The 19403-nt window shown below is 60.0% G+C and carries 27 protein-coding genes; all 27 read left to right on the top strand.

What is annotated here, in order from left to right:
- The 27 genes from rpoC to secY all read left to right on the top strand — a co-directional run bounded on the left by rpoC (window position 1) and on the right by secY (window position 19395).
- On the top strand, window positions 1-4200 hold the full coding sequence (gene rpoC, locus DMO17_RS15160; RefSeq protein ID WP_110683331.1) for a DNA-directed RNA polymerase subunit beta': 4200 nt from the start codon (window positions 1-3) through the stop codon (window positions 4198-4200).
- 155 nt (window positions 4201-4355) lie between these two features.
- On the top strand, window positions 4356-4727 hold the full coding sequence (gene rpsL, locus DMO17_RS15165) for a 30S ribosomal protein S12 (RefSeq protein ID WP_110683332.1): 372 nt from the start codon (window positions 4356-4358) through the stop codon (window positions 4725-4727).
- 104 nt (window positions 4728-4831) lie between these two features.
- The gene (rpsG, locus tag DMO17_RS15170) at window positions 4832-5302 is read left to right on the top strand and encodes a 30S ribosomal protein S7 (protein WP_110683333.1); all 471 of its coding nucleotides are present in this window, start codon (window positions 4832-4834) and stop codon (window positions 5300-5302) included.
- Window positions 5303-5332: 30 nt separating this feature from the next.
- Window positions 5333-7468 (top strand): elongation factor G, encoded by a 2136-nt coding sequence (fusA, locus tag DMO17_RS15175; RefSeq protein WP_110683334.1) that lies wholly within the window; start codon window positions 5333-5335, stop codon window positions 7466-7468.
- A 30-nt stretch (window positions 7469-7498) separates the two neighbouring features.
- Window positions 7499-8692, top strand: a complete 1194-nt coding sequence (gene tuf / locus DMO17_RS15180; protein ID WP_110683324.1) for an elongation factor Tu — start codon at window positions 7499-7501, stop codon at window positions 8690-8692.
- Window positions 8693-8844: 152 nt separating this feature from the next.
- Window positions 8845-9156 carry a 30S ribosomal protein S10 gene (gene rpsJ / locus DMO17_RS15185; protein ID WP_003243886.1) on the top strand — a complete coding sequence of 104 codons (312 nt, stop codon included), beginning with the start codon at window positions 8845-8847 and terminating at the stop codon, window positions 9154-9156.
- 83 nt (window positions 9157-9239) lie between these two features.
- Entirely contained in the window at window positions 9240-9875 is a 636-nt protein-coding gene (gene rplC / locus DMO17_RS15190) for a 50S ribosomal protein L3 (protein ID WP_076580073.1), read from the top strand.
- Between the two features lie 13 nt (window positions 9876-9888).
- Entirely contained in the window at window positions 9889-10491 is a 603-nt protein-coding gene (gene rplD, locus DMO17_RS15195; RefSeq protein ID WP_110683335.1) for a 50S ribosomal protein L4, read from the top strand.
- Window positions 10488-10787 (top strand): 50S ribosomal protein L23, encoded by a 300-nt coding sequence (gene rplW, locus DMO17_RS15200; protein ID WP_021702707.1) that lies wholly within the window; start codon window positions 10488-10490, stop codon window positions 10785-10787. Before rplD ends, rplW begins: the two co-directional genes overlap by 4 nt.
- A 14-nt stretch (window positions 10788-10801) precedes the next feature.
- Window positions 10802-11623 carry a 50S ribosomal protein L2 gene (gene rplB / locus DMO17_RS15205; protein WP_043310307.1) on the top strand — a complete coding sequence of 274 codons (822 nt, stop codon included), beginning with the start codon at window positions 10802-10804 and terminating at the stop codon, window positions 11621-11623.
- A 16-nt stretch (window positions 11624-11639) separates the two neighbouring features.
- A complete protein-coding gene (rpsS, locus tag DMO17_RS15210) occupies window positions 11640-11915 on the top strand; it encodes a 30S ribosomal protein S19 (protein ID WP_003448728.1) in 276 nt (91 codons plus the stop codon).
- A 13-nt stretch (window positions 11916-11928) separates the two neighbouring features.
- Complete coding sequence (gene rplV, locus DMO17_RS15215) at window positions 11929-12261, top strand: 50S ribosomal protein L22 (RefSeq protein ID WP_003103908.1); 333 nt, start codon at window positions 11929-11931, stop codon at window positions 12259-12261.
- A 13-nt stretch (window positions 12262-12274) separates the two neighbouring features.
- Window positions 12275-12961: a 30S ribosomal protein S3 gene (gene rpsC, locus DMO17_RS15220; RefSeq protein ID WP_110683336.1), complete on the top strand. Its 687-nt coding sequence runs from the start codon at window positions 12275-12277 to the stop codon at window positions 12959-12961.
- A gap of 12 nt (window positions 12962-12973) precedes the next feature.
- Complete coding sequence (rplP, locus tag DMO17_RS15225) at window positions 12974-13387, top strand: 50S ribosomal protein L16 (protein ID WP_110683337.1); 414 nt, start codon at window positions 12974-12976, stop codon at window positions 13385-13387.
- Complete coding sequence (rpmC, locus tag DMO17_RS15230) at window positions 13387-13578, top strand: 50S ribosomal protein L29 (RefSeq protein WP_110683338.1); 192 nt, start codon at window positions 13387-13389, stop codon at window positions 13576-13578. Before rplP ends, rpmC begins: the two co-directional genes overlap by 1 nt.
- A 2-nt stretch (window positions 13579-13580) precedes the next feature.
- Window positions 13581-13847 (top strand): 30S ribosomal protein S17, encoded by a 267-nt coding sequence (rpsQ, locus tag DMO17_RS15235; RefSeq protein ID WP_110683339.1) that lies wholly within the window; start codon window positions 13581-13583, stop codon window positions 13845-13847.
- Window positions 13848-13869: 22 nt separating this feature from the next.
- On the top strand, window positions 13870-14238 hold the full coding sequence (gene rplN, locus DMO17_RS15240; protein ID WP_003243907.1) for a 50S ribosomal protein L14: 369 nt from the start codon (window positions 13870-13872) through the stop codon (window positions 14236-14238).
- Between the two features lie 12 nt (window positions 14239-14250).
- A complete protein-coding gene (gene rplX / locus DMO17_RS15245) occupies window positions 14251-14565 on the top strand; it encodes a 50S ribosomal protein L24 (RefSeq protein ID WP_110683340.1) in 315 nt (104 codons plus the stop codon).
- 19 nt (window positions 14566-14584) lie between these two features.
- Window positions 14585-15124, top strand: a complete 540-nt coding sequence (gene rplE / locus DMO17_RS15250; protein ID WP_110683341.1) for a 50S ribosomal protein L5 — start codon at window positions 14585-14587, stop codon at window positions 15122-15124.
- A 12-nt stretch (window positions 15125-15136) separates the two neighbouring features.
- Complete coding sequence (rpsN, locus tag DMO17_RS15255; protein ID WP_021702699.1) at window positions 15137-15442, top strand: 30S ribosomal protein S14; 306 nt, start codon at window positions 15137-15139, stop codon at window positions 15440-15442.
- 174 nt (window positions 15443-15616) lie between these two features.
- Window positions 15617-16009, top strand: coding sequence for a 30S ribosomal protein S8 (gene rpsH, locus DMO17_RS15260; RefSeq protein WP_110683342.1), 393 nt, complete (start codon window positions 15617-15619; stop codon window positions 16007-16009).
- 12 nt (window positions 16010-16021) lie between these two features.
- Window positions 16022-16555, top strand: coding sequence for a 50S ribosomal protein L6 (gene rplF / locus DMO17_RS15265; RefSeq protein WP_110683343.1), 534 nt, complete (start codon window positions 16022-16024; stop codon window positions 16553-16555).
- Between the two features lie 10 nt (window positions 16556-16565).
- A complete protein-coding gene (gene rplR / locus DMO17_RS15270; protein WP_110683344.1) occupies window positions 16566-16916 on the top strand; it encodes a 50S ribosomal protein L18 in 351 nt (116 codons plus the stop codon).
- 3 nt (window positions 16917-16919) lie between these two features.
- Window positions 16920-17450, top strand: a complete 531-nt coding sequence (gene rpsE / locus DMO17_RS15275; protein ID WP_110683345.1) for a 30S ribosomal protein S5 — start codon at window positions 16920-16922, stop codon at window positions 17448-17450.
- Window positions 17451-17452: 2 nt separating this feature from the next.
- A complete protein-coding gene (gene rpmD / locus DMO17_RS15280) occupies window positions 17453-17629 on the top strand; it encodes a 50S ribosomal protein L30 (protein WP_110683346.1) in 177 nt (58 codons plus the stop codon).
- Window positions 17630-17631: 2 nt separating this feature from the next.
- Complete coding sequence (rplO, locus tag DMO17_RS15285; protein WP_110683347.1) at window positions 17632-18066, top strand: 50S ribosomal protein L15; 435 nt, start codon at window positions 17632-17634, stop codon at window positions 18064-18066.
- Complete coding sequence (secY, locus tag DMO17_RS15290; protein WP_110683348.1) at window positions 18067-19395, top strand: preprotein translocase subunit SecY; 1329 nt, start codon at window positions 18067-18069, stop codon at window positions 19393-19395.
- Window positions 19396-19403 lie beyond the last annotated feature (8 nt).

The following is a 19403-nucleotide window of genomic DNA, read 5'->3' on the forward strand; positions in this document are numbered from 1 at the left end:
TTGAAAGACTTGCTGAATCTGTTGAAAAACCAGGGTCAAATCGAAGAGTTCGATGCCATCCGTATTGGCCTGGCCTCGCCCGAGATGATCCGTTCCTGGTCCTTCGGTGAAGTGAAGAAGCCGGAGACCATCAACTACCGTACCTTCAAGCCGGAGCGCGATGGCCTGTTCTGCGCCAAGATCTTCGGCCCGGTGAAGGACTACGAGTGCCTGTGCGGTAAGTACAAGCGCCTCAAGCACCGCGGCGTGATCTGCGAGAAGTGCGGCGTGGAAGTGGCCCTGGCCAAGGTCCGTCGTGAGCGCATGGCGCACATCGAACTGGCCTCGCCGGTCGCCCACATCTGGTTCCTGAAGTCCCTGCCGTCCCGTATCGGCCTGCTGCTGGACATGACCCTGCGTGACATCGAGCGCGTGCTCTATTTCGAGAGCTACGTGGTGATCGACCCGGGCATGACCACCCTGGAGAAGGGCCAGCTGCTGAACGACGAGCAGTACTTCGAAGCCCTCGAAGAGTTCGGTGACGACTTCGATGCGCGCATGGGCGCAGAGGCCGTGCGCGAGCTGCTCAACGCCATCGACCTGGATCACGAGATCGGCCGCCTGCGCGAAGAAATCCCGCAGACCAACTCCGAGACCAAGATCAAGAAGCTGTCCAAGCGCCTGAAGCTGATGGAAGCCTTCAAGGACTCCGGCAACCACCCGGAGTGGATGGTCCTGACCGTTCTGCCGGTACTGCCGCCGGACCTGCGTCCGCTGGTTCCGCTGGATGGCGGCCGCTTCGCGACTTCCGATCTGAACGATCTGTACCGTCGCGTGATCAACCGTAACAACCGTCTGAAGCGCCTGCTCGACCTGGCCGCGCCGGACATCATCGTGCGCAACGAAAAGCGCATGCTGCAGGAAGCGGTCGACGCCCTGCTCGACAACGGCCGTCGCGGTCGCGCCATCACCGGCTCGAACAAGCGTCCGCTGAAGTCGCTGGCCGACATGATCAAAGGTAAGCAAGGTCGCTTCCGTCAGAACCTGCTCGGTAAGCGCGTGGACTACTCCGGTCGTTCCGTGATCACCGTGGGCCCGACCCTGCGCCTGCACCAGTGCGGTCTGCCGAAGAAGATGGCCCTCGAGCTGTTCAAGCCGTTCATTTTCGGCAAGCTCGAAGCCCGTGGCATGGCCACCACCATCAAGGCGGCCAAGAAGATGGTCGAGCGCGAACTGCCCGAGGTCTGGGACGTTCTCGCCGAAGTCATCCGCGAACATCCCGTGCTGCTCAACCGCGCACCGACCCTGCACCGTCTGGGTATCCAGGCGTTCGAACCGGTACTGATCGAAGGTAAAGCCATCCAGCTGCACCCGCTGGTCTGCGCCGCGTACAACGCCGACTTCGACGGTGACCAGATGGCCGTGCACGTTCCGCTGACCCTCGAGGCCCAGCTGGAAGCCCGCGCGCTGATGATGTCGACCAACAACGTGCTGTCGCCCGCCAACGGCGAGCCGATCATCGTGCCGTCCCAGGACGTGGTTCTGGGTCTGTACTACATGACCCGCGAAGCGGTGAACGCCAAGGGCGAAGGTCGCGTGTTCGCCGACCTGCAGGAAGTCGACCGCGTGTTCCGCGCCGGCGAAGCCTCGCTGCACGCCAAGGTCAAGGTGCGCATCAACGAGACCGTCAAGCAGAAGGACGGCAGCCTGGTCAAGAACACCCGCATCGTCGACACCACCGTCGGCCGCGCGCTGCTGTTCCAGATCGTGCCGGCCGGCCTGTCCTATGACGTGGTCAACCAGTCGATGAAGAAGAAGGCGATCTCCAAGCTGATCAACCAGTGCTACCGCACCGTTGGTCTGAAGGACACCGTGATCTTCGCCGACCAGCTGATGTACACCGGCTTCGCCTACTCGACCATCTCCGGTGTGTCGATCGGCGTGAACGACTTCGTCATCCCGGACGAGAAGGCGCGCATCATCGACGCCGCCACCGAGGAAGTGAAGGAAATCGAATCGCAGTACGCCTCCGGCCTGGTAACCCAGGGCGAGAAGTACAACAAGGTGATCGACCTCTGGTCCAAGGCCAACGACGAAGTGTCCAAGGCGATGATGGCCAACCTCTCGAAAGAGAAGGTCATCGACCGCGAGGGCAAGGAAGTCGAGCAGGAGTCCTTCAACTCCATGTACATGATGGCGGACTCCGGTGCGCGTGGTAGCGCCGCCCAGATTCGTCAGCTGGCCGGTATGCGTGGCCTGATGGCCAAGCCGGACGGCTCCATCATCGAGACCCCGATCACCGCGAACTTCCGTGAAGGCCTGAACGTACTGCAGTACTTCATCTCCACTCACGGTGCGCGTAAGGGTCTGGCGGATACCGCACTGAAGACCGCGAACTCCGGTTACCTGACCCGTCGTCTGGTCGACGTGGCCCAGGACCTGGTGGTGACCGAAGTCGACTGCGGCACTGAACACGGTCTGCTGATGACTCCGCACATCGAAGGCGGCGACGTGGTCGAGCCGCTGGGTGAGCGCGTCCTCGGCCGTGTGATCGCCAAGGACGTGCCGAAGCCGGGCAGCGACGAGATCATCGTCCCGGCCGGCACCCTGGTCGACGAGAAGTGGGTCGAGTTCATCGAGCGCAACAGCATCGACGAAGTGGTCGTGCGTTCGCCGATCACCTGCGAAACCCGCTATGGCATCTGCGCCAAGTGCTACGGCCGCGATCTGGCCCGTGGTCACCAGGTCAACATCGGTGAAGCGGTCGGCGTCATCGCCGCCCAGTCCATCGGTGAGCCGGGTACCCAGCTGACCATGCGTACCTTCCACATCGGTGGTGCGGCTTCGCGTACCTCGGCTGCCGACAACGTCCAGGTGAAGAACGGCGGCGCGATCCGCCTGCACAACCTGAAGCACGTCGAGCGTGCCGACGGCAACCTGGTGGCCGTGTCGCGTTCCGGCGAGCTGGCCGTGGCCGACGAGTTCGGTCGCGAGCGCGAGCGCTACAAGCTGCCGTACGGCGCCGTGATCTCGGTGAAGGAGGGCGACAAGGTCGAAGCTGGCGCCATCGTCGCCAAGTGGGACCCGCACACCCACCCGATCGTGACCGAAATGAAGGGTACTGTGACCTTCGTCGGCATGGAGGAGGGCATCACCATCAAGCGCCAGACCGACGAACTGACCGGTCTGACCAACATCGAAGTCCTCGATCCGAAGGACCGTCCGGCTGCTGGCAAGGACATCCGTCCGGCGATCAAGATGGTCGACGCCAATGGCAAGGAGCTGCTGCTGCCGGGTACCGACGTTCCCGCCCAGTACTTCCTGCCGGCCAACGCCCTGGTCGGTGTGGCCGACGGTGCGCAGATCGGTGTCGGTGACGTCATCGCCCGTATCCCGCAGGAAACCTCGAAGACCCGCGACATCACCGGTGGTCTGCCGCGCGTGGCCGACCTGTTCGAAGCTCGTCGTCCGAAGGAGCCGTCGATCCTGGCGGAAATCAGCGGCACCATCAGCTTCGGCAAGGAGACCAAGGGCAAGCGCCGTCTGGTCATCACTCCGACCGATGGCAGCGATCCGTACGAGGAGCTGATTCCGAAGTGGCGCCACCTGAACGTGTTCGAGGGTGAGCAGGTCAACAAGGGCGAAGTGATCTCCGACGGCCCGAGCAACCCGCACGACATCCTGCGCCTGCTGGGTGTCAGCGCGCTGGCCAAGTACATCGTCAACGAGATCCAGGACGTGTACCGCCTGCAGGGCGTGAAGATCAACGACAAGCACATCGAGACCATCCTGCGTCAGATGCTGCGCAAGGTCGAGATCACCGAGTCCGGCGACTCCAGCTTCATCAAGGGCGACCAGATGGAGCTGACCCAGGTGTTGGAGGAGAACGAGCAGCTGGCGAGCGAAGACAAGTTCATCGCCAAGTTCGAGCGCGTCCTGCTGGGTATCACCAAGGCCTCGCTGTCCACCGAGTCGTTCATCTCCGCGGCTTCCTTCCAGGAAACCACCCGCGTGCTGACCGAAGCGGCCGTGACCGGCAAGCGCGACTACCTGCGCGGCCTGAAGGAGAACGTCGTGGTGGGTCGTCTGATCCCGGCCGGTACCGGTCTGGCCTACCACAGCGAGCGCAAGCGCAAGCGTGACGCCGACAAGCCGCAGCGCGTGAGCGCCAGCGAAGTGGAAGCGGCGCTGACCGAGGCGCTGAACTCCAGCGGCAGCTGATAAGGCAAGCCCCGGTCGAGCGATCGTCCGGGGCTTCGTCTTGACTGGGGCAGTGAGTCTCTTTAGACTCATGCACCCCTAAATTTGGCAGGGCGCTTGGCTCTGCCATTTTGCTTTAGGGCAATAGCGTCGAAAGACAACAGTGGAGCTTATAGATGGCAACTATCAACCAGCTGGTACGCCAGCCGCGCAAGCGTCTCGTCGAGAAGAGCGACGTGCCTGCGCTGCAGAACTGCCCGCAGCGTCGTGGCGTGTGCACTCGCGTGTACACCACCACGCCGAAGAAACCGAACTCCGCACTGCGTAAAGTGTGCCGTGTTCGTCTGACCAACGGTTTCGAAGTCACCTCCTACATCGGCGGTGAAGGTCACAACCTGCAGGAGCACAGCGTAGTGCTGATCCGTGGCGGTCGTGTAAAAGACCTCCCGGGTGTGCGTTACCACACCGTGCGCGGCTCGCTGGACACCACCGGTGTCAAAGACCGTAAGCAGGGTCGTTCCAAGTACGGTACCAAGCGTCCGAAGTAATTCGGTGCACCCTTTTTCTTTTTATTGAGTCGATAAGAGTAAGGTCGGGCGTAATCAACTGGTTATGGTCCCGGGCTAACCTGAAGACCGTTTGAGGGCTTATCATGCCAAGACGTCGTGTAGCAGCTAAGCGTGAGATTCTGGACGATCCGAAATACGGAAGCCTGATTCTCGCCAAATTCATGAACCACGTGATGGAAAGCGGCAAGAAGGCCGTTGCCGAGCGCATCGTTTATGGTGCTCTGGATACCGTCAAGACCCGCAAGAACACCGACCCCCTGGAAGTCTTCGAGAAAGCTCTCGACGCCATCGCTCCGCTGGTCGAAGTCAAGTCCCGCCGTGTAGGCGGTGCTACCTACCAGGTTCCGGTCGAAGTTCGTCCGTCCCGCCGTAATGCGCTGGCCATGCGCTGGCTGGTGGAAAGTGCGCGCAAGCGTGGTGAGAAGTCCATGGCTCTGCGCCTGGCTGGTGAGCTGCTGGACGCCTTCGAAGGCAAAGGCGCCGCCGTCAAGAAGCGTGAAGACGTGCACCGCATGGCCGAAGCCAACAAAGCGTTCTCGCACTACCGCTTCTAATCACGGCATCCATTCTTTTGCGAGGGCTTTATGGCTCGTACCACACCAATTAACCGCTACCGGAACATCGGTATCTGCGCCCACGTTGACGCGGGCAAGACCACCACGACCGAGCGGATCCTGTTCTACACAGGTCTCAGCCACAAGATGGGTGAGGTGCACGACGGCGCTGCTACCACCGACTGGATGGTGCAGGAGCAGGAGCGCGGTATCACCATCACTTCCGCGGCGATCACCACCTTCTGGGAAGGTTCGCGCGGTCAGTACGACAAGTACCGTGTAAACGTCATCGACACCCCCGGCCACGTAGACTTCACCATCGAAGTCGAGCGCTCCCTGCGCGTACTGGACGGTGCTGTCGTGGTGTTCTGCGGCACCTCCGGCGTTGAGCCGCAGTCCGAAACCGTATGGCGTCAGGCCAACAAGTATGGCGTTCCGCGTATCGTCTACGTGAACAAGATGGACCGCGCCGGCGCCAACTTCCTGCGCGTCGTCGGTCAGATCAAGAACCGTCTGGGTCATACCCCGGTTCCGGTTCAGCTGGCCATCGGTGCCGAGGATGACTTCCAGGGGCAGGTCGACCTGCTGAAGATGAAGGCCATCTACTGGAACGAAGACGACAAGGGCACCAGCTACCGCGAGGAAGAGATTCCGGCCGAGCTGGTCGACCTGGCCAACGAGTGGCGCTCCAACATGGTCGAGGCTGCGGCCGAAGCCAACGAGGAGCTGATGAACAAGTACCTCGAAGAGGGTGACCTGTCCATCGAGGAGATCAAGGCCGGTCTGCGTCAGCGCACCATCGCCTGCGAAATCGTTCCGGCCGTCTGCGGTTCCTCGTTCAAGAACAAGGGCGTGCCCCTGGTTCTCGACGCGGTGATCGACTTCCTGCCGGCCCCGACCGAGATCCCGGCGATCCAGGGTATCCATCCGGATCACATCGACGACGGCGACGAGGCTCCGAAAGACGAGCGTCATGCCGACGACAATGCGCCGTTCTCCGCGCTGGCGTTCAAGATCGCGACCGACCCCTTCGTCGGTACCCTGACCTTCGTGCGCGTCTACTCGGGCGTTCTGGAGTCTGGCCAGTCGGTCATCAACTCCGTGAAAGGCAAGAAAGAGCGCGTTGGTCGTATGGTGCAGATGCACGCCAACCAGCGTGACGAGATCAAGGAAGTGCGCGCGGGCGACATCGCCGCCCTGATCGGCATGAAGGACGTTACCACCGGTGACACCCTGTGCGATCCGGAAAAGCCGATCGTTCTCGAGCGTATGGACTTCCCGGAGCCGGTTATCCACGTAGCCGTCGAGCCGAAGACCAAGGCTGACCAGGAGAAGATGGGCATCGCACTGGGCAAGCTGGCCCAGGAAGACCCGTCGTTCCGCGTCAAGACCGACGAAGAGTCCGGCCAGACCATCATCGGTGGTATGGGTGAGCTGCACCTGGACATCATCGTCGACCGCATGAAGCGCGAGTTCGGTGTTGAGGCCAACATCGGCAAGCCGCAGGTGGCCTACCGCGAAACCATCTCCAAGGACAATGTCGAGATCGAAGGCAAGTTCGTTCGTCAGTCCGGTGGTCGCGGTCAGTTCGGTCACTGCTGGATCCGCTTCTCGTCCGCCGATGTCGACGACAAGGGCAACATCACCGAAGGTCTGGTGTTCGCCAACGAAGTCGTGGGTGGTGTGGTTCCGAAAGAATACATCCCGGCGATCCAGAAGGGTATCGAAGAGCAGATGAAGAACGGCGTTGTTGCCGGCTACCCGCTCATCGGCCTGAAGGCAACCGTGTTCGATGGCTCGTACCACGACGTCGACTCCAACGAGATGGCGTTCAAGATTGCGGCTTCCATGGCGACCAAGCAGCTGGCCCAGAAGGGTGGCGGTAAAGTGCTTGAGCCGATCATGAAGGTCGAAGTGGTGACCCCCGAGGACTACATGGGTGACGTGATGGGTGACCTGAACCGTCGTCGTGGTCTGATTCTGGGTATGGAAGATTCGGTTTCCGGTAAGGTAATCCGTGCCGAAGTTCCGCTGGGCGAGATGTTCGGTTATGCGACCGACGTTCGTTCCATGTCTCAGGGTCGTGCCAGCTACTCCATGGAATTCTCCAAGTACGCCGAAGCTCCGTCGAACATCGTCGAAGCGCTGGTTAAAAAACAAGGCTAATCCCGCCCTTTAAGTAAGAGGTTTACTGTCGTGGCTAAGGAAAAATTCGAACGTAACAAACCGCACGTCAACGTTGGCACCATCGGTCACGTTGACCACGGTAAAACCACCCTGACCGCTGCTCTGACCCGCGTCTGCTCCGAAGTGTTCGGTTCGGCCAAGGTCGAGTTCGACAAGATCGACTCGGCTCCGGAAGAGAAGGCTCGTGGTATCACCATCAACACCGCTCACGTTGAGTACGACTCGGCCGTGCGTCACTACGCGCACGTTGACTGCCCGGGCCACGCCGACTACGTGAAGAACATGATCACCGGTGCTGCCCAGATGGACGGCGCGATCCTGGTTTGCTCGGCTGCCGACGGCCCCATGCCGCAGACCCGCGAGCACATTCTGCTGTCCCGCCAGGTAGGTGTTCCCTACATCGTCGTGTTCCTGAACAAGGCCGACATGGTTGACGATGCCGAGCTGCTGGAGCTGGTCGAGATGGAAGTTCGCGACCTGCTGAGCACCTATGACTTCCCGGGTGATGACACCCCGATCGTCATCGGTTCCGCTCTGATGGCTCTGAACGGCCAGGACGACAACGAGATGGGTACCACCGCTGTCAAGAAGCTGGTCGAGACCCTGGACTCCTACATTCCGGAGCCGGTTCGTGCCATCGACATGCCGTTCCTGATGCCGATCGAAGACGTGTTCTCGATCTCCGGTCGCGGCACCGTGGTTACCGGTCGTGTCGAGCGCGGTATCGTCAAGGTTCAGGAAGAGATCGAGATCGTCGGTCTGCGTCCGACCACCAAGACCACCTGCACCGGCGTGGAAATGTTCCGCAAGCTGCTCGACGAAGGTCGTGCCGGCGAGAACTGCGGCGTGCTGCTGCGCGGCACCAAGCGTGATGAAGTCGAGCGTGGCCAGGTTCTGGCCAAGCCGGGCACCATCAAGCCGCACACCAAGTTCGAAGCCGAAGTGTACGTGCTGTCCAAGGAAGAAGGTGGTCGTCACACCCCGTTCTTCAAGGGCTACCGTCCGCAGTTCTACTTCCGTACCACCGACGTGACTGGTTCGTGCGAGCTGCCGGAAGGCGTTGAGATGGTAATGCCGGGCGACAACATCAAGATGGTTGTCACCCTGATCAAGCCGATCGCCATGGACGACGGCCTGCGTTTCGCGATTCGCGAAGGCGGCCGTACCGTTGGCGCCGGCGTGGTTGCCAAGGTCATCGAGTAATCGACGACTGCTGGAGAAAGGGGCCCTTCGGGGCCCTTTTCTTTTGATTGGTTAAAAGTTGACACCCCCGGGGGGCATCCGTACAATCACGCCTCCTTTTAACGGGCGTAGTCCGTCCGTTGGGGAAAGCAGAGATAGAGTCTGAGGTCAAAATGCAGAACCAACAAATCCGTATTCGGTTGAAGGCTTTTGACCATCGCCTGATCGATCAATCCACCCAGGAAATCGTGGAAACCGCGAAACGTACTGGTGCTCAGGTGCGTGGTCCTATTCCTCTGCCTACTCGCAAAGAGCGGTACACCGTTCTGATCTCCCCGCACGTCAACAAAGACGCGCGTGATCAGTACGAAATCCGTACCCACAAGCGTGTGCTGGACATCGTCCAGCCGACGGATAAAACCGTCGACGCGCTGATGAAGCTCGACCTTGCGGCAGGCGTGGAAGTGCAGATCAGCCTCGGCTAAAACCTGGCGGTTTTAGTCGTGTAACGCTCTGAAATGGGCGGCCATAGCGGGTGAAAGCCCCGTACACTCATGAGGTTTACAACATGACTATTGGTGTAGTCGGTCGTAAGTGCGGCATGACCCGCATTTTCACCGAAGAAGGTGTCTCCATTCCGGTCACGGTCATCGAGATCGAACCGAATCGCGTCACCCAGTTCAAATCCGAAGAAAGCGATGGCTACCGCGCTGTGCAGGTAACCGTGGGCGAGCGTCGTGCTTCCCGCGTTACCAAGGCTCAGGCCGGTCACTTCGCCAAAGCTAATGTCGCTGCTGGTCGTGGCGTCTGGGAATTCCGCCTGGAAGAAGGCGAGTACCAGGCTGGCGATCAGATCACTGCCGAACTGTTCCAAGCTGGCCAGCTGGTAGACGTTACCGGCGAGTCCAAGGGTAAAGGCTATGCCGGTACCATCAAGCGCTGGAACTTCCGCGGTCAGGACAATACCCACGGTAACTCCGTTTCCCACCGCGCTCCGGGCTCCATCGGCCAGTGCCAGACTCCTGGTCGTGTATTCAAGGGCAAGAAAATGTCCGGTCATCTTGGCGCCGAGCGCGTGACCGTGCAGTCCCTGGAAGTGGTCCGTGTCGACGCCGAGCGTAATCTGCTGCTGGTCAAGGGTGCCGTTCCGGGCGCTACCGGTGGCGACGTGCTGGTGCGTCCGGCTGTCAAAGCTCGCGGTTAATAGGGGAACTGAGATGCAACTGAATGTAAATGGCGCTCAGGCTATCGAAGTCAGCGAGCGCACTTTCGGCGGCGAGTTCAACGAGACTCTGGTGCACCAGGCTGTCGTCGCCTACATGGCTGGCGGTCGTCAGGGCTCCCGTGCTCAGAAGACCCGCGCTGAAGTCACCGGTGGTGGCAAGAAGCCGTGGCGTCAGAAGGGCACCGGTCGTGCTCGTTCCGGCTCCAGCGTTGGCCCGATCTGGCGTGGCGGTGGCGTGACCTTCGCGGCCAAGCCGCAGGATCACAGCCAGAAGCTGAACAAGAAGATGTACCGCGCTGCTCTGCGCTCCATCCTCTCCGAGCTGGTCCGTCTGGATCGCCTGGTCGTGGTTGAAGACTTCGCCGTCGAAGCCCCGAAGACCAAGGCTCTGCTGGGCAAGCTGAACGGCATGGGTCTGAACGATGTGCTGATCGTCACCGAAGCCGTCGACCAGAACCTGTACCTGGCTGCGCGCAACCTGCCGCACGTTGATGTTCGCGACGTTCAAGGCACCGATCCGGTCAGCCTGATCGCCTTCGACAAAGTGCTGGTAACCGTGTCGGCCGTGAAGAAATTCGAGGAGCTGCTGGCATGAACCAGGAACGCGTATTCAAAGTGCTGGTTGGCCCGCACATCTCCGAGAAGGCCTCCGTGCTGGCAGATGGCAAGAGCCAATTCGTTTTCAAGGTTGCCGTTGATGCAACCAAGCTGGAAATCAAGAAGGCCGTCGAAAGCCTGTTCAGCGTGAAAGTGGACGAGGTCCGCACTGTCAATGTACAGGGCAAGACCAAGCGTACCGCTCGCGGTCTGGGCAAGCGCAACGACTGGAAGAAGGCGTACGTCTCCCTCCAGGCTGGCCAAGATCTCGATTTCACCAGCAGTGCTGAGTAAGGTAGGGGCGCATCATGGCAATCGTTAAATGCAAACCGACTTCCGCTGGCCGCCGTTTCGTGGTCAAAGTGGTCAATCAGGAGCTGCACAAAGGCGCTCCTTATGCTCCGCTGCTCGAGAAGAAGTCGAAAACTGGCGGCCGTAACAACAACGGTCGTATCACCACTCGCCACATCGGCGGTGGCCACAAGCAGCACTACCGTCTGGTCGACTTCCGTCGCAACAAGGATGGCATTCCTGCCGTCGTTGAGCGCGTGGAATACGATCCGAACCGTACCGCCCACATCGCTCTGCTGAAATACGCCGACGGTGAGCGTCGCTACATCATCGCCCCGAAAGGCGTGAGCGCTGGCGACCAGCTGGTATCCGGTGCCGCTGCTCCGATCAAGGCCGGTAACAGCCTGCCGCTGCGCAACATCCCCGTCGGTTCGACCGTTCACGCGATCGAGCTGAAGCCGGGTAAAGGCGCACAGCTGGTTCGCTCCGCTGGTGCTTCCGCCCAGCTGGTGGCTCGTGAAGGTGCCTACGTCACCCTGCGTCTGCGCTCCGGCGAGATGCGCAAGGTTCTCTCCGAGTGCCGTGCAACCCTGGGTGAAGTATCCAACTCCGAGCACAGCCTGCGTTCCCTGGGTAAAGCCGGTGCCAAGCGTTGGCGCGGCGTTCGCCCGACCGTTCGTGGTGTTGCCATGAACCCGGTCGACCACCCGCATGGTGGTGGTGAGGGTCGTACTTCTGGTGGTCGTCACCCGGTTTCGCCGTGGGGCTTCCCGACCAAGGGTGCGAAGACCCGTGCGAACAAGCGTACCGACAACATGATCGTTCGCCGCCGTAAGTAATTAGAGGGATACGACAGTGCCGCGTTCTCTGAAAAAAGGTCCTTTTATCGATCTTCACCTACTGAAGAAGATCGAAGTGGCGGTGGAAAAGAACGATCGCAAGCCGGTTAAAACCTGGTCGCGTCGCTCCATCATTCTGCCGCAGATGGTCGGTCTGACCATCGCTGTGCATAACGGTCGTCAGCATGTCCCGGTCCTCGTGAACGAAGACATGGTCGGCCACAAACTCGGCGAGTTCGCTGGTACCCGCACTTATCGTGGGCACGCTGCGGACAAGAAAGCCAAGCGTTAAGGGGTAAGGAAAGATGGAAGTAGCCGCTAAGCTGTCGGGCGCTCGAATCTCCGCCCAGAAAGCCCGCTTGGTCGCCGACCAGATCCGCGGGAAGAAGGTGGGCGAAGCGCTCAACCTGCTGGCTTTCAGCTCGAAGAAAGCCGCCGAGATCATGAAGAAAGTGCTGGAGTCGGCCGTTGCCAACGCCGAGCACAACGAAGGCGCAGACGTTGATGACCTGAAGGTCAGCACCGTTTTCGTCAACGAGGGGCGTTCGCTGAAGCGCATCATGCCGCGTGCCAAGGGCCGTGCTGATCGCATCGTCAAGCGGTCTTGCCATATCACTGTCAAGGTTGCGGACAAGTAACGGAGTCGATCAGATGGGTCAGAAAGTACATCCCGTTGGCATCCGCCTGGGAATCGTCAAGGAGCACACCTCCGTCTGGTACGCAGACAAGCGTCAATACGCTGATTATCTGCTGGCCGACCTTCAGGTTCGTGAGTACCTCCAGGACAAACTAAAAAGCGCGTCCGTAAGCCGCATCGACATCGCTCGCCCGGCTCAAACCGCACGCATCACCATCCACACCGCTCGTCCCGGCATCGTGATCGGCAAGAAAGGTGAAGATGTTGAGAAGCTGCGTCAGGACCTGACCAAGCAAATGGGTGTGCCGGTGCACATCAACATCGAAGAGATCCGTAAGCCGGAGCTCGACGGTATGCTGGTAGCTCAGAGCGTTGCTCAGCAGCTGGAGCGCCGCGTCATGTTCCGTCGCGCCATGAAGCGCGCCGTGCAGAACGCCATGCGCATTGGTGCCAAGGGCATCAAGATCCAGGTGAGCGGTCGTCTCGGCGGCGCGGAAATCGCCCGTACCGAGTGGTATCGCGAAGGTCGTGTGCCCCTGCACACCCTGCGTGCCGACATCGACTACGCCACCTACGAAGCGCACACCACCTACGGTGTGATCGGTGTGAAGGTTTGGATCTTCAAGGGTGAGGTCATTGGTGGCCGCACTGAAGAGCTGAAGCCGCAAGCGCCCGCTCCTCGTAAAAAAGCTGCTAAGTAAGGAGTACGCAAAATGCTGCAACCCAAGCGTACAAAATTCCGCAAGCAGATGACCGGCCACAACCGTGGTCTGGCTCATCGCGGTAGCAAGGTCAGCTTCGGCGAATTCGCCCTGAAAGCTGTTTCCCGTGGTCGCCTGACTGCCCGTCAGATCGAGGCAGCCCGTCGCGCCCTGACCCGTCACGTGAAGCGTGGCGGCAAGATCTGGATCCGCGTGTTCCCGGACAAGCCGGTTACCAAAAAGCCCCTCGAAGTTCGTATGGGTAAAGGTAAGGGTGGCGTGGAGTACTGGGTAGCCCAGATCCAGCCGGGCAAGGTGCTGTACGAGATCGAAGGTGTTCCGGAAGAGCTGGCGCGTGAGGCTTTCGCCCTGGCTGCTGCAAAGCTGCCCCTCGCCACCTCCTTTGTTAAGCGGACGGTGATGTGATGAAAGCGAAAGAACTCCGTGAAAAATCGGTTCAGCAGCTGAACGAGCAACTGCTCGGCCTGCTGCGCGATCAGTTCAATCTGCGCATGCAGACGGCGACTGGTCAGTTGGGGCAGTCTCACCTGCTCTCGCAAGTGAAGCGCGACATCGCTCGCGTGAAAACTGTGCTCAACCAGCAGGCAGGTAAGTGATCATGGCTGAAGCAGAGAAAATCGTCCGTACGCTGACTGGCCGTGTCGTCAGCGACAAAATGGACAAGACCATCACCGTCCTGATCGAGCGCCGCGTCAAGCACCCGATCTACGGTAAATACGTGAAGCGTTCGACCAAGCTGCACGCTCACGACGAGAACAACCAGTGCAAGATCGGCGACAAGGTCACCATCCGTGAGACCCGTCCGCTGGCCAAGACCAAGTCCTGGGCGCTGGTGGAAATCGTCGAACGTGCCGTGGAAGTCTAAGGACTAAGGGTCGGAGAAAGATATGATTCAGACTCAATCCATGCTCGACGTCGCTGACAACAGCGGTGCTCGTCGCGTTATGTGCATCAAGGTCCTGGGTGGTTCGCACCGTCGTTATGCCGGTATCGGTGACATCATCAAGGTCACAGTGAAGGAAGCGATTCCGCGCGGCAAGGTGAAGAAAGGCCAGGTGATGACCGCTGTCGTGGTCCGCACCCGTCACGGCGTACGCCGTGCCGACGGCTCGATCATCCGCTTCGACGGCAACGCCGCTGTTCTGCTGAACAACAAGCAAGAGCCGATCGGCACCCGTATCTTCGGGCCGGTGACTCGTGAACTGCGTTCCGAGAAGTTCATGAAGATCGTCTCGCTCGCCCCCGAAGTGCTGTAAGGAGAAGCCGTCATGCAAAAGATTCGTCGTGACGACGAGATCATCGTCATCGCCGGCAAAGACAAGGGCAAGCGCGGCAAGGTGCTGAAAGTGCTGGCTGACGATCGTCTGATCGTCGGCGGCATCAACCTCGTCAAGCGTCATACCAAGCCGAACCCGATGATCGGTGTTCAGGGCGGTATCGTCGAGAAAGAGGCGCCCCTGCACGTTTCCAACGTCGCCATCTTCAACAGCGAAACCAACAAGGCTGACCGCGTTGGTTTCAAGGTCGAAGACGGCAAGAAAATTCGTGTCTTCAAGTCCACCCAAAAGCCGGTTGGCGCTTGAGAATCATAGGTAAAACACCATGGCACGACTGAAAGAGATTTACCGGAAAGAAATCGCGCCCAAGCTGAAGGAAGAACTGCAGCTGGCCAACGTGATGGAAGTTCCGCGCGTTACCAAAATCACCCTGAACATGGGTCTTGGCGAAGCGATCGGTGACAAGAAGATCATCGAAAACGCCGTTGCCGACCTGGAAAAGATCACCGGTCAAAAGCCCGTCGTGACCTTCGCCCGCAAGTCCATTGCCGGCTTCAAGGTTCGTGAAGGTTGGCCGATCGGTGTCAAGGTGACCCTGCGTCGCGATCGCATGTACGAATTCCTGGATCGCCTGCTCTCCATCTCCCTGCCGCGTGTGCGTGACTTCCGCGGCCTGAATGCCAAGTCCTTCGACGGTCGTGGCAACTACAGCATGGGCGTAAAAGAGCAGATCATCTTCCCGGAAATCGATTACGACAAGATCGATGCTCTGCGCGGCCTGGACATCACCCTGACCACCACCGCCCGTACGGACGATGAAGGTCGCGCCCTGCTGCGCGCTTTCAACTTCCCGTTCCGCAACTGATTGGAGTAGGACATGGCCAAGAAGAGCATGAAGAACCGCGAGCTGAAGCGTCAGCTGACGGTTGCCAAGTTCGCTAAGAAGCGCGCTGAGCTCAAAGCTGTTATTGCCAACCCGAACTCCACTCCGGAGCAGCGTTGGGAAGCTCAGATCGCCCTGCAAAAGCAACCGCGTGACGCCAGCGCCAGCCGCCTGCGTAACCGTTGCCGCATCACCGGCCGTCCGCACGGCGTGTACCGCAAGTTCGGCCTCGGCCGTAACAAGCTGCGCGAAGCTGCGATGCGCGGTGATGTACCGGGTCTGGTGAAAGCCAGCTGGTAAGAAAAGCGAAGCCGGCCTAGCGCCGGCTTTGTTTTTAACGATCAAGCCCCTTTGGGGCTTGATTCATTTTTGATCGATCTCTAGAATGTCCGGCTCTCCTGAGCCTGGCATTTCCGGGCTCGAGGATGGTTCCAGCCGCAAGGCTGTTCTTTTTGTATCAGGAGCATCTAGCCCATGAGTATGCAGGACCCGTTAGCGGACATGCTAACTCGTATCCGTAATGCCCAGATGGCTGAAAAGTCGGTAGTAAGCATGCCGTCTTCCAAGCTGAAGGTGGCAGTAGCCAAAGTTCTCAAGGACGAAGGCTACATCGCGGGATACCAGGTCAGCAGCGACGCCAAGCCGCAGCTGTCCATCGAGCTGAAGTACTTCGAAGGCCGTCCGGTCATCGAGGAAGTCAAGCGCGTCAGTCGTCCTGGCCTGCGCCAGTACAAGCCTGTCGACCAGCTGCCGAAAGTTCGCGGCGGTCTGGGCGTTTCCATCGTCTCCACCAATAAAGGTGTGATGACTGATCGCGCTGCACGCGCTGCCGGTGTCGGCGGTGAAGTGCTCTGCACCGTGTTCTAAGGGGGGATAAGCATGTCTCGCGTTGCTAAGAACCCCGTCAAGCTGCCGGCAGGCGTCGAGGTCAAACTCGCTGGCCAGCAGCTCTCGGTCAAGGGCGCCAAGGGCACCCTGGAGCTGAATGTGCACCCGTCCGTGGAAGTCATCCAGGACTCCGGTGAGCTGCGTTTTGCCGCCCGCAATGGCGATCTGCAGAACAAGGCCATGGCCGGTACCACCCGGGCACTGGTCAACAACATGGTCATTGGCGTGAGCCAAGGCTTCGAGCGCAAGCTGCAGCTGGTCGGTGTGGGCTACAAGGCCCAGGCCAAAGGCCAGGTGCTGAATCTCGCGCTGGGCTTCTCCCATCCGATCGACTACGAACTGCCGCAGGGCATTACCGCCGAAACCCCCAGCCAGACCGATATCCTGATCAAGGGCATCGACAAGCAGCTGGTCGGTCAGGTGGCTGCGGAGATCCGCGACTTCCGTCGTCCTGAGCCTTACAAGGGCAAGGGTGTGCGTTACGCCGATGAAGTCGTACGTCGCAAAGAAGCTAAGAAGAAGTAGGGCATAGCAAATGAGCGTAAAGAAAGAAACTCGTCTGCGTCGCGCTCGCAAGGCACGCCTGAAAATGCGCGAGCTGGAAACCGTACGCCTTTGCGTGTACCGCTCTTCCCAGCACATCTACGCCCAGGTCATTTCGGCCGACGGCGCCAAGGTTCTGGCCAGCGCCTCGACCCTGGACAAAGAACTGCGTGACGGTGCCACCGGCAACGTCGACGCGGCCAAGAAAGTCGGCCTGCTGGTTGCCGAGCGCGCGAAAGCCGCTGGTGTTACCCAGGTAGCGTTCGATCGTTCTGGCTTCAAGTACCACGGCCGCGTGAAAGCGCTGGCTGATGCTGCTCGTGAAGGCGGGCTGGAGTTCTAAGTTATGGCAAATCACGAGCAAAAGCGCGATCGCGACAATCGCGGTGACGACGCCCAGGGCGAAGGCTACATCGAGAAACTGGTCCAGGTTAACCGCGTTGCCAAGACCGTTAAGGGTGGCCGTATCTTCACCTTCACCGCGTTGACCGTGGTGGGTGATGGCAAGGGTCGCGTCGGTTTCGGTCGCGGCAAGTCCCGCGAAGTGCCGGCCGCCATCCAGAAGGCGATGGAAGCTGCGCGTCGCAATATGATCCAGGTCGACCTGAACGGCACCACCCTGCAATACCCGATGAAGTCCGTGCATGGCGCTTCCCGCGTCTTCATGCAGCCGGCTTCCGAAGGTACCGGCATCATCGCCGGCGGCGCCATGCGTGCCGTGCTGGAAGTGGCTGGCGTGCAGAACGTTCTGGCCAAGTGCTACGGCTCTACCAACCCGGTGAACGTGGTGTACGCCACCTTCAAGGGGCTGAAAGCCATGCAGTCGCCGGAATCCGTGGCTGCCAAGCGTGGTAAGAGCGTCGAGGAGATTCTCTGATCATGGCTACCGTCAAAGTCACTCTGGTCAAGAGCACCAATGGCCGTCTGGCCAACCACAAAGCTTGCGTCAAGGGCCTGGGCCTGCGTCGCATCGGTCACACCGTCGAAGTTCAGGACACTCCTGAAAACCGCGGCATGATCAACAAGGCTTACTACCTGCTGAAGGTGGAGGGTTAATCATGCAACTGAACGATCTGCGTTCCGCGCCGGGTGCCCGTCGCGAAAAGCACCGTCCGGGCCGTGGTATCGGTAGCGGTCTGGGCAAGACCGGTGGCCGTGGCCACAAGGGTCAGACCTCCCGTACCGGTGGCTCCATCGCCCCGGGCTTCGAGGGTGGTCAGCAGCCGCTGCACCGCCGTCTGCCGAAGTTCGGCTTCGTTTCCCTGAAGGCCATGGATCGCGCTGAAGTGCGCACTTCCGAGCTGGCCAAGGTGGAAGGCGACGTCGTAACCCTGCAGTCGCTGAAGGATGCCAACGTGATCAACCAGAACGTACAGCGTGTGAAAGTCATGCTGTCCGGCGAGGTTACTCGTGCGGTCACCCTGAAAGGTATCGCCGCCACCAAGGGTGCGCGCGCGGCTATCGAAGCAGCTGGCGGTAAGTTCGAGGACTAAATGGCTAAGCAAGGTGCTCTCTCCGCGCTCAGCAATGGCGGGTTGTCCGAGCTCTGGGCTCGACTGCGTTTCCTGTTCCTGGCGATCATCGTCTATCGGATCGGCGCGCACATTCCGGTGCCCGGAATCAACCCTGACCGGCTGGCCGACCTGTTTCGACAGAACGAGGGGACCATTCTTAGCCTGTTCAACATGTTTTCCGGCGGCGCGCTGGAGCGGATGAGCATCTTTGCACTGGGGATCATGCCGTACATCTCGGCCTCGATCATCATGCAGCTGATGACCGCTGTCAGCCCGCAGCTGGAGCAGTTGAAGAAGGAAGGTGAAGCTGGCCGTCGCAAGATCAGCCAGTACACCCGCTACGGCACCCTGGTGCTGGCCGTGATTCAGGCAATCGGCATGTCCGTTGGTCTGGCGGGTCAGGGCGTGGCTTTCTCGGCTGATTTCGGCTTCCACTTCGTGGCGGTGACGACCTTCGTGGCCGGCGCCATGTTCATGATGTGGCTGGGCGAGCAGATCACCGAGCGGGGTGTCGGCAACGGTATTTCGATGCTGATCTTTGCTGGCATCGTGGCCGGTCTGCCGTCGGCAATCGGGCAGTCTTTCGAGTCTGCACGCCAGGGCGATATCAATATCTTCGCCCTGATTGCCATCGGTCTGCTGGCGGTAGCGATCATCGGTTTCGTGGTGTTCATCGAGCGTGGTCAGCGTCGCATTGCGGTGCACTACGCCAAGCGTCAGCAGGGCCGCAAGGTTTTCGCTGCGCAGACCAGCCACCTGCCGCTGAAGGTGAACATGGCGGGCGTGATCCCGGCCATCTTCGCCAGCAGCCTGCTGCTGTTCCCGGCTTCGCTGGGTACCTGGTTCGGTCAGTCCGAGGGTCTGGGCTGGCTGCAGGATATTTCGCAGGCGATCGCTCCCGGACAGCCGTTGAACATTCTGCTGTTTAGTGCAGGGATCATCTTCTTCTGCTTCTTCTACACGGCGCTGATGTTCAACCCGAAAGACGTAGCGGAAAACCTGAAGAAGTCCGGTGCCTTTATTCCGGGCATCCGTCCGGGCGAGCAATCCGCGCGCTATATCGATGGCGTGCTGACCCGCTTGACCATGTTCGGTGCTCTTTACATGACGGCCGTTTGCCTCCTCCCGCAGTTCCTGCAGGTGGCAGCCAACGTTCCGTTCTACCTTGGCGGGACCTCGTTGCTGATCGTGGTCGTGGTTGTGATGGACTTTATGTCGCAAGTACAATCGCACCTCGTTTCGCACCAGTACGAATCCCTGATGAAGAAAGCCAACCTGAAGGGCTATGGCGGCGGCATGCTCCGCTAACATGGTTT

Origin of the sequence: Aquipseudomonas alcaligenes, assembly GCF_003205495.1 — a bacterium.
Taxonomy (GTDB): Bacteria; Pseudomonadota; Gammaproteobacteria; order Pseudomonadales; family Pseudomonadaceae; genus Aquipseudomonas; species Aquipseudomonas alcaligenes_B.

Coding starts and splice junctions, on each gene's coding strand:
- rpsL (WP_110683332.1), top strand. CDS start 4,356: ATGGCAACTATCAACCAGCTGGTACGCCAGCCGCGCAAGCGTCTCGTC.
- rpsG (WP_110683333.1), top strand. CDS start 4,832: ATGCCAAGACGTCGTGTAGCAGCTAAGCGTGAGATTCTGGACGATCCG.
- fusA (WP_110683334.1), top strand. CDS start 5,333: ATGGCTCGTACCACACCAATTAACCGCTACCGGAACATCGGTATCTGC.
- rpsJ (WP_003243886.1), top strand. CDS start 8,845: ATGCAGAACCAACAAATCCGTATTCGGTTGAAGGCTTTTGACCATCGC.
- rplC (WP_076580073.1), top strand. CDS start 9,240: ATGACTATTGGTGTAGTCGGTCGTAAGTGCGGCATGACCCGCATTTTC.
- rplD (WP_110683335.1), top strand. CDS start 9,889: ATGCAACTGAATGTAAATGGCGCTCAGGCTATCGAAGTCAGCGAGCGC.
- rplW (WP_021702707.1), top strand. CDS start 10,488: ATGAACCAGGAACGCGTATTCAAAGTGCTGGTTGGCCCGCACATCTCC.
- rplB (WP_043310307.1), top strand. CDS start 10,802: ATGGCAATCGTTAAATGCAAACCGACTTCCGCTGGCCGCCGTTTCGTG.
- rplV (WP_003103908.1), top strand. CDS start 11,929: ATGGAAGTAGCCGCTAAGCTGTCGGGCGCTCGAATCTCCGCCCAGAAA.
- rpsC (WP_110683336.1), top strand. CDS start 12,275: ATGGGTCAGAAAGTACATCCCGTTGGCATCCGCCTGGGAATCGTCAAG.
- rplP (WP_110683337.1), top strand. CDS start 12,974: ATGCTGCAACCCAAGCGTACAAAATTCCGCAAGCAGATGACCGGCCAC.
- rpmC (WP_110683338.1), top strand. CDS start 13,387: ATGAAAGCGAAAGAACTCCGTGAAAAATCGGTTCAGCAGCTGAACGAG.
- rpsQ (WP_110683339.1), top strand. CDS start 13,581: ATGGCTGAAGCAGAGAAAATCGTCCGTACGCTGACTGGCCGTGTCGTC.
- rplN (WP_003243907.1), top strand. CDS start 13,870: ATGATTCAGACTCAATCCATGCTCGACGTCGCTGACAACAGCGGTGCT.
- rplX (WP_110683340.1), top strand. CDS start 14,251: ATGCAAAAGATTCGTCGTGACGACGAGATCATCGTCATCGCCGGCAAA.
- rplE (WP_110683341.1), top strand. CDS start 14,585: ATGGCACGACTGAAAGAGATTTACCGGAAAGAAATCGCGCCCAAGCTG.
- rpsN (WP_021702699.1), top strand. CDS start 15,137: ATGGCCAAGAAGAGCATGAAGAACCGCGAGCTGAAGCGTCAGCTGACG.
- rpsH (WP_110683342.1), top strand. CDS start 15,617: ATGAGTATGCAGGACCCGTTAGCGGACATGCTAACTCGTATCCGTAAT.
- rplF (WP_110683343.1), top strand. CDS start 16,022: ATGTCTCGCGTTGCTAAGAACCCCGTCAAGCTGCCGGCAGGCGTCGAG.
- rplR (WP_110683344.1), top strand. CDS start 16,566: ATGAGCGTAAAGAAAGAAACTCGTCTGCGTCGCGCTCGCAAGGCACGC.
- rpsE (WP_110683345.1), top strand. CDS start 16,920: ATGGCAAATCACGAGCAAAAGCGCGATCGCGACAATCGCGGTGACGAC.
- rpmD (WP_110683346.1), top strand. CDS start 17,453: ATGGCTACCGTCAAAGTCACTCTGGTCAAGAGCACCAATGGCCGTCTG.
- rplO (WP_110683347.1), top strand. CDS start 17,632: ATGCAACTGAACGATCTGCGTTCCGCGCCGGGTGCCCGTCGCGAAAAG.
- secY (WP_110683348.1), top strand. CDS start 18,067: ATGGCTAAGCAAGGTGCTCTCTCCGCGCTCAGCAATGGCGGGTTGTCC.